Source organism: Luteibacter sp. 9135 (genome assembly GCF_000745005.1).
Lineage (GTDB): Bacteria > Pseudomonadota > Gammaproteobacteria > Xanthomonadales > Rhodanobacteraceae > Luteibacter.
Genome location: NZ_JQNB01000001.1, coordinates 224,579 through 238,004 on the forward strand (window position 1 = coordinate 224,579; position 13,426 = coordinate 238,004).

At 63.3% G+C, this 13,426-nt stretch carries 10 protein-coding genes; 4 read left to right on the plus strand and 6 right to left on the minus strand.

Annotation, left to right across the window (positions count from 1 at the left end; translation table 11 throughout):
- Both FA89_RS01045 and FA89_RS01050 read right to left on the minus strand, forming a co-directional pair.
- Nucleotides 1–1,314 carry a two-component system sensor histidine kinase NtrB gene (locus FA89_RS01045; protein WP_036137306.1) on the minus strand — a complete coding sequence of 438 codons (1,314 nt, stop codon included), beginning with the start codon at nucleotides 1,312–1,314 and terminating at the stop codon, nucleotides 1–3.
- A 110-nt stretch (nucleotides 1,315–1,424) separates the two neighbouring features.
- A complete protein-coding gene (locus tag FA89_RS01050; protein ID WP_036137309.1) occupies nucleotides 1,425–1,703 on the minus strand; it encodes a hypothetical protein in 279 nt (92 codons plus the stop codon).
- A gap of 204 nt (nucleotides 1,704–1,907) precedes the next feature.
- On the opposite strand from FA89_RS01050, the gene FA89_RS01055 reads away from it, so the two are divergent.
- A complete protein-coding gene (locus FA89_RS01055; RefSeq protein ID WP_036137310.1) occupies nucleotides 1,908–2,147 on the plus strand; it encodes a hypothetical protein in 240 nt (79 codons plus the stop codon).
- A gap of 75 nt (nucleotides 2,148–2,222) precedes the next feature.
- Here FA89_RS01055 and secF read toward each other — a convergent pair whose 3' ends face one another.
- From secF to tgt, 4 genes are all read right to left on the minus strand, one after another.
- The gene (secF, locus tag FA89_RS01060) at nucleotides 2,223–3,185 is read right to left on the minus strand and encodes a protein translocase subunit SecF (RefSeq protein WP_036137311.1); all 963 of its coding nucleotides are present in this window, start codon (nucleotides 3,183–3,185) and stop codon (nucleotides 2,223–2,225) included.
- Between the two features lie 12 nt (nucleotides 3,186–3,197).
- The gene (gene secD / locus FA89_RS01065; protein ID WP_036137313.1) at nucleotides 3,198–5,078 is read right to left on the minus strand and encodes a protein translocase subunit SecD; all 1,881 of its coding nucleotides are present in this window, start codon (nucleotides 5,076–5,078) and stop codon (nucleotides 3,198–3,200) included.
- A 59-nt stretch (nucleotides 5,079–5,137) separates the two neighbouring features.
- Entirely contained in the window at nucleotides 5,138–5,482 is a 345-nt protein-coding gene (gene yajC / locus FA89_RS01070) for a preprotein translocase subunit YajC (protein WP_036137315.1), read from the minus strand.
- A gap of 142 nt (nucleotides 5,483–5,624) precedes the next feature.
- Entirely contained in the window at nucleotides 5,625–6,755 is a 1,131-nt protein-coding gene (gene tgt / locus FA89_RS01075; RefSeq protein ID WP_036137316.1) for a tRNA guanosine(34) transglycosylase Tgt, read from the minus strand.
- A gap of 147 nt (nucleotides 6,756–6,902) precedes the next feature.
- Between tgt and fliK the strand changes: the two genes are divergently transcribed.
- The 3 genes from fliK to FA89_RS01090 all read left to right on the plus strand — a co-directional run bounded on the left by fliK (nucleotide 6,903) and on the right by FA89_RS01090 (nucleotide 13,416).
- Nucleotides 6,903–8,114: a flagellar hook-length control protein FliK gene (gene fliK, locus FA89_RS01080; RefSeq protein WP_036137317.1), complete on the plus strand. Its 1,212-nt coding sequence runs from the start codon at nucleotides 6,903–6,905 to the stop codon at nucleotides 8,112–8,114.
- A complete protein-coding gene (locus FA89_RS01085) occupies nucleotides 8,111–8,374 on the plus strand; it encodes a hypothetical protein (protein ID WP_036137318.1) in 264 nt (87 codons plus the stop codon). Before fliK ends, FA89_RS01085 begins: the two co-directional genes overlap by 4 nt.
- A gap of 170 nt (nucleotides 8,375–8,544) precedes the next feature.
- A complete protein-coding gene (locus FA89_RS01090) occupies nucleotides 8,545–13,416 on the plus strand; it encodes an RHS repeat-associated core domain-containing protein (protein WP_036137319.1) in 4,872 nt (1,623 codons plus the stop codon).
- Nucleotides 13,417–13,426: the final 10 nt, after the last annotated feature.

Sequence of the window (13,426 nt, forward strand, 5' to 3'; positions counted from 1 at the left end):
TCAGTCACCGGATTCCAACGAACCGGGGTAATGAGGGAAGACCAGGCGGATGCGCGTACCGATGCCGGCATCGCTTTCGATCTCCACGCCGCCTCCCGCCTGCGCCACGGTGCCGTAGACCTGGGCCAGGCCCAGGCCCGAGCCACCCGCCTTGGTGGTGAAATAAGGCTCGAACAGGCGCTGGCGAACCTCTTCCGACATGCCGCCGCCGGTATCGGCCACGCTCACGAACACCTGGCGCAGGGTGGAGTGCTCGCCGACCGCAGCGGCGAAGCGCGTATCGCCCATGCGCTCACCCACCTCGATCACGATGGTGCCGTGGCCGTTCATGGCGTCGCGGGCGTTCAGGCATACATTCATCAGTGCCTGCTCGAGGCCCTGGCGATCGAGCCATACCGGCAACGGGCCGGAGGCGCACACCACGTCGACACCGACGCCGCCGCCCATGCCGTGTCGAGCGAAATCCGCGAAACCCTTGACCAGGCTACCCACGTCCACCGGTTCGGGCCGCGAGGGCTGGTTCCGCGCAAACGCCAGCAGTCGCCGGGTCAGGGCCGTGGCATGCCGGGCACCCTCCACCGCGTAGGTCAACATGCGGCGATGGCGGGGATTCAACTCGGCGGCGTCTTCCTCCAGCCCGGACAGGCTGACGATCACCGTCTGCAGCATGTTGTTGAAGTCGTGCGCAATGCCGCTGACCAGCTGACCGATGGCCTGCTGCTTCTGCGCCTGCAGGGCACTGGCCTCGGCCAGGTCGCGGCCGTGACGGGCCGTGGCCAGCTGCTCGCTGACCCCGGCGAGGCGGTTCTCCGCGTCCCGGCGCGCACCGTGCTCGGACTCGAAACGCTCCATCAGGGTGCCGTACCGCGTGGACGCGCTGGCCGAGCGCGCCACCGTCTCGTTGAGGCGCTCCTGCAACAGCTCGTTGATCGCCTCGATGGCCGCCTGCACCTCGACCCGCTCGGTGACATCCCGGCTGATGACGATGAAATGGTCGAGCCGGTCGTGGGCGATCACGGGGGCGATCATTACTTCCCACCAGCGCGCGCTGCCGGCGTTGGACGGGCGCGCCGCCACGAAGTCCACCCGCTCGCCACTGGCGGCACGTTCGAGCACCCTCGCCACCATGCTGCGTGCTTCCTCGGGCCACAGATCGACCCAGCGGGTACCCAGGAGGCGATCCGGGTCATCCACCACGAGGCTTTGGGCGCCCTGCCCCGCGACGAAACGGATGACGCCCTCGCTGTCGAGCTCCTTCATGCAATCGGCGGACGCATCGACGAATTGCCTGTACAGCCCATCCACGCTAGTCATGACCCGTCCGTAACCCCTCGCGATCCAGGCGGCCAGTATGACCTGCTCGACCGACCTGCGGTGTGCCACGTAACGACTTTCGACACGCCGATGTACCCGGCCTGCGCAACTCAGTCTTCCGACTCGGCTGCCGGTTCGTCATCGAAACCCGTCTCGCCTTCCGCAAAGGCCGGGGCACCGTCGTCGTCCACTCCCAGCACCAGGCCCAGGGCCTTGTCGGCCGCCTCGGCGGCACGCGCTTCATCGCGAAAGCTGCGATTTTCGTAGACGGCGAAGAACGAGGGAAAGCTACCGTTAGCCGGATAGGACGCGATGAGCGCCGTATACCGCGAGCCTTCCCGCGTCGCGCTGCTCTTCAGGGTGAAGCCGGGAAATTCACGTTGTGCCATGGATCGAAAACCTCGGGAAAGAGCGGAAAATCCAGCGGGGCCGAAGGGTTGCCCGATATCCTTCACATATGTCGACGGAAATCAAGGAACCCGTTCAGAAAAAGCCGCTTGCTTCGCAGGATTTTGTAGAGTATTTCGTACATCAAGCGCCCTCACAAAGACTTCACGACGGGCGTGATTCAGCGAAACAGGGGCAAGACAGCTATGAACGTTATCACCACCACGTTGCCGTCGCGGCGGCTGGCGTGGGCCGTTGCCGCCGTACTGGCCGTGGCCGGTATTGCCGGCCTGGCCCTCGCGCCCAGGGTTGCCATGGCGATCCCGCGCACGGCGATCCAGATGGTCTACGCCTGGCTCTGCGCATCGCTCGTGGGCTCCGCCTATGTCGTCGTCACGCTCGCGAACGATGCCGAAGGCGCCACCGAGGACAGGGACGATTTCTGATCTCAGGGATGGGGTGATGCGTCAAAAATAAACCCGGCCTCGGCCGGGTTTATTTTTTTACGCAACCGGCCTGCCTTACGGACGGCGAGCCAGCTCCGGGTCTTCCTTGGTCACCGGCATCAAGTCCTGCTTGGACACGCCCAGCCACAGGAGGATCGGGCTGGCGACGAAGATGGACGACAGCGTACCCACCACGATACCGATCAGCATGGTGATCGCGAACCCGTGCACCACCGGACCACCGATGAAGAACAGGGCGGCCATGGTGATGCCGGTGAACAGCGAGGTGATGATCGTTCGCGACAGCGTGCTGTTGATCGACCGGTTGAGTACTTCTTCCGGCGTGGCATTGCGGCTGGAACGGAACAACTCGCGGACACGATCGAACACCACCACCTTGTCGTTGATCGAGTAGCCGACCACGGCCAGGACGGAGGCCAGCACCGTCAGGTCGAACTCACGCTGGGTGAGCGCGAAGATGCCAAGGGTGACCAGCACGTCGTGCACTTCCGTAGCCAGCGCCGCAATGGCGAAACGCTTCTCGAAGCGGATCCACAAGTAACCCATGATGCCGATGATGACGAAGGCCACGGCGACGATGCCGTCGCTGCGCAACTCCTCACCGACCTGCGGGCCGACGAAGGACTTGCTCTTCATCGTGACGTCGGGACGGGTGGTTTTCAGCACCGCGATGATATCGCTGGACACCCTCGTCGCGGCCTCTTCGCCCGCGAGCGTGGCCGATCCCTTGTCGTCCTTGGGCAGCAGACGCACGTTGAACTCACGTGTGCCGCCGACCGATTGCACCAACGGGTTCTCGATGCCCGCCTTTTCAAGAGTGTTGCGCACCTCGTTCACTTCGATCGGCTGCGCATAGTCGACCACGACGGAGACGCCGCCCAGGAAGTCCTGGCCGTAGTTGAAGCCCTTGGTCAGGATCAGGCCGATCGAGCCCAGCATCAGCAGGATGGCCAGGCCGATGCTGTACTTGCGCAGGCCGAGGAAGTTGAAGTTCGAGTTGTGGTTGAAGATTTCCATGGCGTCCTCCCGTCAGACCGACAGGGTCTTGAGCTTGCGGCCGCCGTGGATCAGCGCCGTGATGGCATGGGTTACCGTTACCGACGTGAACATCGAGGTCAGGATACCGATGAAGAGAGTGACACCGAAGCCCTTGATCGGACCCGAGCCCATGGTCATCAGACCGAGCGCGGCGAGCAGGTGGGTCACGTTGGCGTCCAGGATGGTCGCCCAGGCCTTGTCGTAGCCGGTGCGGATGGCCGCCAGCGGCGACGAGCCGTTGCGCAGTTCCTCACGGATGCGTTCGCAGATCAGCACGTTGGCGTCGATCGCCATGCCCAGGGTAAGCACGATACCGGCGATGCCGGGCATGGTCAGCGTCACGTGGATCAGCGACATGACGGCGATGAGCAGCACGAGGTTGAAGAACAGCGCCACGTCGGCGACCAGGCCAAACAGCTTGTAATAGATGGCCGCGGCGATCAGCACCAGGCCGAGGCCGAGCATCACCGCCTTGAAGCCTTTGTCGATGTTGTCCTTGCCCAGGCTGGGGCCGATCACGCTTTCGCCGACGATATCCACCGGTGCCGCCAGCGAGCCGCCGCGTAGCAGCAGCGCGAGGTCGGAGGCCTCGGCGTCGCTGGGCAGGCCGTTGGTCGAAAACTGCTTGCCGAACGGCGAGCTGATGTTGGCGTAGTTGATGACTTCCTCGGTGGTCTTGGGCGTCTTGATCTCCTTGCCGTCGACCGTCTTGATGTCGTTGGTGCGCGTGATGTAGAGCACCGCCATCGGCTTGCCCACATTACCGTTGGTGAAGTCCTGCATCTTGCGGGCGGCCGCGCTGTTCAGCGTGACGCTGACATTGGGCGTGCCGTTCTGCTGGTCGCGGCCGGACACGGCCGAGGTCAGCTGGTCGCCCGTGGCGATCACCGTCTTGCTGAGCAGGTAGGGGCGGCGGTCGCGACCGTAATACAGCTTCGCATCCGGCGGCACGCTGCCGCTGCGCGCGGCATCCATCGCCTGCTGCGGCGTATACAGGCCGGCACGGTATTCCAGGGTAGCCGTGGCACCGATCAGGCGCTTGGCTTCCGCGGTGTCCTGCACGCCGGCCAGTTCCACGATGATCTTGTTCTGGCCCTGCTGCTGGATCAGTGGCTCGGACACGCCCAGCTCGTTCACACGCTGGCGCAGCGTCGTCACGTTCTGGGTGATGGCGCTCTGCGCCAGTTCGCGCAGGCGGGTGGGTTTGACCACCGCATTGAGCGTGAAGCGATTGCCCGTCGAGGGGCCGTCGGTGACCGTCAGGTCGGTGAACTCCGCACTGATGGCACTGGCGGCTGCCTGGCGGTCGGCGTCGCTACGCAGTACCACGCCGACACCCTGGCCGCGCGGATTACGTGACACCGCGTCGTAGGAGATCTTCTTGTCGCGCAGCATCGAGCGGATATCGTCCGCGTAGCGGGTTTCCTGGTTGTCGATCACGGCGTTTTCGTCGACTTCCATGAGGAAGTGAACGCCGCCCTGCAGATCGAGGCCCAGCGGCATCGAGAACGCGTTGATCGAGCGCAGCCAGGCGGGCACGGTGGAGGCCAGGTTCAGCGCCACCGTGTAGTCGTCACCCAGCGCGCCGCGCAACGCATCGGAAGCCCGCGCCTGCGAATCGGCATCGTTGAAGCGCGCCAGCAGGCGCTCGCCCTTGTCGGAGCCGGCCACGTCGACGCTTGCGGCAGGCGCCTTGGCGTTGGCCAGGATACCCTCGACCCGGGTCTTCAGCCCAGCATCGACCGCATTGCCGCGGTTGCCCGAGATCTGCACGGCCGGCTGTGGCGGGAAGACGTTGGGCAGCGCATAGACGATGCCGAACAGCAACACGATCACGACCAGTGCGTACTTCCAGCGTGGAAAATCACTCATGCCTTACATTCCATGGAGGCGACCGGGTGCCGGCCGCAGCTGACGCGATGCGATAAAGCTCAGGACTTCTTGAGGCTGCCCTTGGGCAGTACCTGGGTGATCGAGCTCTTCTGAACCTGCACGACCGTGCCCGGGGCGATTTCCACCCGCACGAACGCCTCGCCCACGTCCTCGATGCGGCCGGCCATGCCACCGCTCATCACCACTTCGTCGCCCTTGGACAGGGCCTCGAGCAGCGCGCGGTGCTCTTTCTGCCGCTTCATCTGCGGGCGGATCATCATGAAATAGAAGATGCCGAACAGCACCGCCATCATGATCAGCGGCGAAAAGCCCAGCGCGCCCTGGGAGGCGCCGGCGGCGGGAGCGGTGGCCTGGGCAACGGCGGCGAACATCGGAAGGCTCATGCAGATTCTCGCAAGTCATGGAACAGCCAAGGAAAAGCGGCTGCTCACGTAAAAAGATCGTGGATTATGCCACGCCCCCGGCGCTTATGTACCGCGCCGGCCGTGGGTCGCGGGGCGGCCTGCAGCCGCGGCCCGGGCCGGGTCAACCGTCGACGGTCGCCTTCTGCCGGGCCGCGTAGAACGCCGCCACGAAGTCGTCCAGCGTGCCCGCCTCGATCGCGCCGCGCAGTCCGGCCATCAGTCGCTGGTAGTGGCGCAGGTTGTGCATCGTGGCCAGCTGGCTGCCCAGGATCTCGTTGCAGCGGTCCAGGTGGCGCAGGTAGGCGCGGGAGAAGCCGTTGGCGCAGGCGTAGCAGTCGCAGCCTTCCTCGATCACGCGCGTGTCGGCGGCGAACTTCGCGTTGCGGATGCGCAGGGTGCCTTCATGGGTGAACAGGAACCCATTGCGGGCATTGCGGGTGGGCATGACGCAATCGAACATGTCGATGCCCCGGCGGACGGCCTCGACGATGTCCTCCGGCCGGCCGACGCCCATCAGGTAGCGGGGGCGATCCCTGGGCAGCATCGGCAGGGTCAGGTCGAGGGTATGGTTGCGCTCCGCCTCGGGCTCGCCGACGGCCAGGCCACCGATGGCGTAGCCGTCGAAGCCGATCTCGATCAGGCGGGACGCCGAGCGCTGCCGCAGGTTTTCGTAGGTGCTGCCCTGGACGATGCCGAACAGCGCGTTGGGGTTGCGCAGGTCGTCGAAGGCCTGCCGCGAGCGCTCCGCCCAGCGCAGGCTGAGTTCCATGGAGTCCGACGCGACCTTTTCCGTGGCCGGGTACGGCGTGCACTCGTCGAAGATCATCGCGACGTCGGAATCCAGCACCTTCTGGATGCGCATCGATTCCTCGGGTGAGAGAAACACCTTGGAGCCGTCCACGGGCGACGCGAAGGTCACCCCTTCCTCCGTGATCTTCCGCTTGTGCGCCAGGGAGAACACCTGGAAACCGCCGGAATCGGTCAGGATCGGCTTGTCCCAGCCGATGAACCGGTGCAGCCCGCCGAACTCCTCGACGATCTCCAGACCGGGGCGCAGGAACAGGTGGAAGGTGTTGCCGAGGATGATTTCCGCGCCGGTGTCCAGGACATCGCGCGGGGTCATGGCCTTGACGGAACCGTAGGTGCCCACCGGCATGAAGGCCGGGGTTTCCACGGTGCCGCGGCCGAAGCGGAGACGGCCGCGCCGCGCCGCGCCGTCGGTGGCGAGAAGGTCGAAGGGGAGCTGGGTCATCCGCCTAGTGTAACGGGAGTACCGACTGCCGTTTAAGCGCCATGGGCGCGGCGGCATGTTCCTAAAGTTCCGCGGGTTTCCGCCGATCCCCTCACTACAGGAGCGAGCCCCGACCGGGGTTCGTCCAGGCCCGCGGGAGTACCTGCCTTGATCATCCAGCCAACCAGCGTCGCCGCCCAGCTCTGGGCCGGTGCGGCCGCGGGCACCACCGCCGCCGTCGACGCATGGCGGGTGGGCACGTTACTCACGGCGCGCGTGGTCGGGCAGAACGACGTCGGCAAGCTGCTGCTGGATATCGGCGGCATGACGGTCGAGGCCGACACGACGGGTACGCAACTGCCCTCGCAGTTCCAGGTGAGGGTACTCACCCAGGGCACGCAGCCGCAACTGGAAGTGCTGCTCGCGCCGACCGACGAACGCGTGGCCTTGCAGGGCCTGCGCGAGCGCCTTCCGCAACAGAACGGCTATGCCCCGCTGCTCGGCGCGCTGGCCGCGCTGGCCCGCAGCCCGGTTGCCCGGTCGCTTCCCGCACCGCTACGCGCGGCCCTCGCCACACTGGAAGCCTCGATCAGCCGCCCCGACGATGTCGGCACGCCGACGGGCATGAAGGAAGCCATCGCCCGTAGCGGTGTCTTCCTGGAATCCCAGCTGGCCGAGCCGCATGCCGAACTGCCGGCCTCCGACGACTTCAAGGCCGCGCTGATGGTGCTGCGCCGGGTGCTGGCCGACCTGCCCCCCACCCGTGCGCCCGGCCTTGCCGCCGGCATGGGCGGGACGCTGGCCATGGGTACCGGTAAAGGCCCTCTCGGTGCCCTGCCCCGTCCGCTCAGCGACACGCCTCCGCCGCTCGCACAGCGCGCGCTGGTGGCACAGGCGCGTGCCGACGACCTGGCCATTACCGAAGGCGACGTCGATACCCTGGTCAGCCAGCTGCGCACGGATACCCGCGCCGCGCTGTCGCGAGTGGAAATCGCCCAGCTGGAGTCGCACCCTCAGGCCGGGGTGTGGATGGTCGAAGTACCCCTGGCCGGCGTGCGCGGCTATGACGTGCTCCAGTTGCGCATCGAGGAAGGCAAGGCCGGCCCGGGCGAGCCGGAAGGTCTGTGGACCATCGGCTTCGCCATCGACCCGCCGACCCTCGGCGCGGTGCAGGGCGAAATCCAGTTGCGCGCGCCACGGGTGTCCGTACGCCTGTGGGCCGACCACGGACCGACGGCGGCACGCCTGGAAAACGAATTTGTTTCGCTACGCCGCGTGATGGAGAAGAGCGGCCTCCAACTCGATCATTTCTCCTGCATGCATGGCCTGCCCGTGCCCACCAGCGCCTATAGCGCTGTCCTTCTCGAAGCGCGCGCATGAACCAAGCCCTGCCTTCACCGCGACGCAGCGTCACGCTGCGGCTCGCCACGCCCACCAGCAGCGGCAAGAACGAACGCGTGGACGCCGACGGCGTGAAGGCGATGCTTGAGCGTGCGCAGGCCATGGGCCTCGCCCCGCACCTGGACCCGCAGGTCGCCACGTTGCTGGCCGCCGTACGCCTACGCGACGACGTGCCACCGGAACTTTACGCGGCACTTTCGGCCGTGGTCGGCACGCTGCTGGCCGCGTCGACCGACTGATCGGCAAGCATCGGCGCTTCCGGCGCACGCGTTCACGGACAACCTCCCCTACAACCTAAGTTCTATTACTGCACGGCAACCGTCGAGAGCAGACTGCAAAGACGCGCAAGGATGCTCGTTACGGCCATGCGCCATGGATTTACCCACTCAGGACGAACCGGGAGAACGGCATGGACCACAACGCCATGGGGATGGACCCCTGCGACAATCAGAACGACGCGATCTTCAACATCACCACGGACAAGCGCACGCACGTGGATGCGCGCACGGGCCTGTTCGAGGCGCACGTACCCTTGCCCTCGGTGACCGGCAATGTGGGCTACGGCCCGGTGGTGGACCTGAGCCTTTACTACTCACCGGTGGTCAACAACCACGCCGCGCTGGGTGACGGCTGGTCGTTCGCCTTCACCACCTGGTACGAAAAGAACAGCGACCTCACCCTGCACACCGGTGAGGCGATGCGGGTGGAGAAAGGCAAGGACCTCATCACCCCCGCGGTGATGATCACCTGGTCCGACGGCGGCAACACGCTCACGGTCGAGCGCAAGGACGGCCGTGTGGAAACGCTGAGGAAGCCCGAAGCCGGCCGGGTCTGGGTGCCCGCGCGGCTGACCACCGACGGCTATCGCTATCTCGACTTCACCTGGGCGACGGTGGCGCAGACCGTCGGCAAGGACACCCATCACCAGGTCCGCCTGACCGGCATCCGCGATCCCGATCGCACGCTGCTCGAGGTCGGCTATGGTCCTGACGAGACGTCACCCGCCAAGGTCACGCTGACCTTCTGGCCGGGAACGAATGAAACGCTGCAGTTCGTGCTGGACATCAAGGATGTCGCGCTGCAATCGGTGACCGCGCCGGAAGGGACAAAGACGACATTCGGCTATCTCGAGCACCCAACCTGCGGCTGGCTGCTCACTGCGGTGGAGACGTTCGAAGGCTTGAAGGAAGACGTGGAATACGCGGACAACGGGCTGACATTCAAGGACAACCCGAAGCTGTCGGCCTTGCCGGCGGTGAATACGCATACGGTGACGCCGCGGGCGGGGGGCGAGAAGGTGGTCGACAGCTACAAGTACTTCCGGAGTGAAAATGCCTCGCGAGAAAATGTCGGATTCACTGCCTCCCGTGGATACCAGACCGAGATACGCAACACCGGGCGACTCATCGCCCACATCTACACTAGCGAGCACCAAATGTTTGTAGATGCAATGATTCAGGGAATACATAAACGGGTCAAGTTTTTTGGCTCGTATTACAATTCGCATAGCGCCGACACCAGTAGGCTCATCCAAACCCTGTACGACGGAAAGGCTCGCGAGTTCAGTATCGATTCCATCACGAAAAACGGGCTTGTACTAAAAATGGATGGAGGTGCCATCTCCTGTTTCACGTACCAGTCGGCAGCCAACAGTGCGTCACGCGAAGAACGCTTCCGGCACATCTATCTGGCCTCTGAACAGTCCGGCGCAATGCGCGCCCAAGAGCCCGGAGACATTGCTGAATCCCTTGCCGACGGTGGTGCTATCAGTTTGCTCCGCACGCGATCTCGCGTAGGCCAAGCAAAACAACTTGCGGCAAGAATGTTTCCTCTCCTGAAAAAATCGTATACCTATGAGACGATAACTGGTCTCAATCGTAGAAAACTCCACTCCTTCTCCATTACCAAAAAAGTCGAATACTCTACGCCGGCATTGCTCCGCCAGGAAATCGACTACTTCAGCGGCGATGACTTTCGGAAAGGTCGACAACGCGGCGTGCGGCATGGAAACGCCAGCGACGAAGGGGCATTCATCGAGTCGACCGTCCAGCAGGTGATATTCGACTACACCATCGATAAAAACGGAGTGGTCTTGACGACGACCACGACAGAAGCCGTAGAGGATGTATCGCGAACGTCTTTGGAAGCCCGCAGCATCCTCAGCGGTCGACTGATACGTCAGGTCGACACGGATGGCAACGAGACGATCTACACCTATGACACGTACGGCCGGCTATCATCGCAAACTGAATGCGCGCAAAGCGACATCTACAGGCAGACGACGGCATATGCCTACCCCGGAGCCGGCCGTGTTGAGATAACCGAGCCGGATGGGCAGAAGCGAGCCATCGAATCGGACGGCCGGGACAACACGGTAAGCGAACAAATCTGGTGCCCGACCGCGGCAGCATGGCGCGACATGAGGTCGGTCACCTACGATGCGCTCGGCCGCAAGAAATCGTCGAGTCAATACGATTACCTGGCTGACGGTACACAGCTCGTTGTGAGCTGCGATTTCGGCTACGACGATTGGGGCAATGAATGCAGTCAGTCATTCAACGATGGACGTACGACATTCAATCAGTACGATCCAGTCCGACGTGTACGAGAGGAATGGAAAGATAGTGCGACAGAGAACGAACGCAAGCGCACGACGTACCTTTACGACGATACGGTTAAAAAAATCGAATGGCTGGATACCGATGGCAACACCCATCGGGAAGAAAGCTACGATTTCGATAGTGCCGGCAAGATCCATCACATATCCAACGGTGCGGCTAGCGTGTTCTACGCTTACGATCCGGCTGGAAGAACCATCACCGAAGAGCACTTCAGCAGCGGCAAGTCGCACACGTTTTCCTACGAATACCCCGAAAACTGGCTAAGCGATCAGCCTAGAAAAATCGAAGTTGAATTCGACGGCAAGACAAGGACACTTGGAGCGCGGACATTCGACGCGTGGGGCCGGATCACCTCAACGACCCGCGCGGGAATCACGGAGGCATACAGCTACACCGGCGCCAATACCGTGCCGGATTCGAAATCGACCGCCGACGGAAAGGTCCTCACCTATCGGTACAGCAAGGAGCTTGGAAACCGCGTGACCAAGATCTGCGGCGCGGATCAAAGCCAAGTAAAGTCGTTCATTTACATGCATGGAGCTGATCGCATGTCGAAAGCCAGCGAGGGTGAGGCATTGCTTGTCTGCGACCATGACCTGCACAAGAGGGTGATCGCAGCCCGGTCTCAAGTGCAAAAAGGTTCAGAGACAACCTTAAAACGTATCTGGACGCCCGCTGGCCGCCTGCTTAACGAGACCGATGCGAGGGGCAAGGTGGTTACATACGAGTACGATGCCATGGGTCGACGGACGCGCACCGTCGCCGGCGATCTGGTAACAACCCACGATTACGACAACCAGGGCAGACCCCTAAAAGAAACCATAAAGGTTGAGGCAAACGAGATAGCTGTAAGCTTCACCTACGATGCATCTGGTCGCGAAGCTCAGCGTCGATTTCAACTCGCCAACGGATTCGATCTCACGCTTGATCGTCGTTACTACCCCGATGGCCGCGTGAAATTCACCGAGCTGAGTGATGGCAACGTCAGCAAAGGCAAACGCAGCTACGGCTATACGCCGCACGGCCGACTCGAGACTTGCGAGACGACAGGCGCCTGGAGACCCCACAACCCCAAAGGCAAGTTGATCGACAAGCAGATCTTTTCCTACGACGGCCTGGGCAACATAATTCGGTGCGAAAGCAGGTTCGAGGGCGCAATCTGCCGCAGCATATACAGTTATGACGAAGCAACCGCGAGCCGCCTTGATAGGGTCGAGCACGATCATGCAGATTACAAACCGTCGGCCAAGCTGGAATACGACGCGAATGGGCGAGTGACCCGAGATGCATTGGGGAAGACATACAGCTACGACTGGCTGGGCCGCCTGACGCAGGCTGGTTCGCGTTATTACGGCTACGACGCAATGGACCGTATCGCGACCACGGGGACAGGCAATGAGACTCGGCAAATTGTCTACGACGGCATGCAGGTGCGCGGGGAATACGGCGCTGATGGAAGCGGGCGCCAGCTGGAGCCCGGTAGTGCCGCCTGCACTGTGCAGCGAGTGAAGCGCTCTGGCGTAGAGCGAACGCTTTTCGAACTGCGGGACGTGGATGGCACGGTCCTGGTTACTTACGACGCAACAGCGAAAGCCATGAAGCATCATGCCTACTCCGCGTATGGTGCGCACACATCGGACGAGCCGGATTCATTATTGGGCTTCAATGGCGAATACCGGGACGTCGAGAACGATCAGTACCCGCTCGGACAGGGCTATCGATCGTACGACCCGACGAGCATGCGTTTTCACGCGCCGGACGACTGGAGTCCGTTTGGCCGGGGCGGTCCCAATGCATACGGCTATGGCAAAGGCGATCCCGTGAACTGGCAAGACCCCAGCGGGCATATGGCGGTAGGTTCTGGTTCCGTGAACCGTGGATTGCGCGCCCAATGGGGTAGCTCCCTGCCTGGTCCTCTCGGCCTGGGCAGCGAAGGAGCGCTCATTGGCACAATCATCTGGAGCGCGCTGGGCGTACTGACCGCCATTGCCACCGGAGGTGCTTCCCTTCTGCTCACGGCCGCCCTCGTCGGCATGGCGATCGTCGCGTCAGCCACGGCCATCGCTGCAGTCCTCGTCTCCGACACCAACCCGGAACTGGCCGCGATTCTTGGCTGGGTGTCGCTGGGATTCACCATCGCCGGCGGCGTGGCTTCGCTCGCGAAGAAGGTAGGCGAGTTTGCGATGAAAATCGGGCGGTCCGGCATGGCGGTGGCCAGGAATGCCTATCACCGTGTCGCCGTGGCGGCGTCGCGTTTCAGGGCAAGCGGCGCCCGCTCGGTGTTTCGTTCACGCGCGAGCGCCTATCGGCCGAGTTCCGCCGAAGGGTTCGGTTCTCTCGAGCAGATCGAAGAGGTGCGGCCGCCGGCACGCCCGGCCGGGGCACGCGTATTTTCCAGCATCGAAGAGGGCTACCCCGCCCCATTCGACTTCGAATTACCGCCCCCGGAGCAACGCAGCGCCTTCCTGGGTCTTATGGACAAGGTCCATGACACGTTGAATATCGGCGATATCAACACGGTGGTGTGCACCGTCACCGGCGTACTGGGCAATGCCGGCTATTTCGAGTCGGAGCAGGACGCTTTCATCAACGGCAACATCAACAACTCGACATGGCTGCCATGGGGCAGCTTCAATCTCGGGCGCTACGGTTTCCGCTAAACCCGGGACC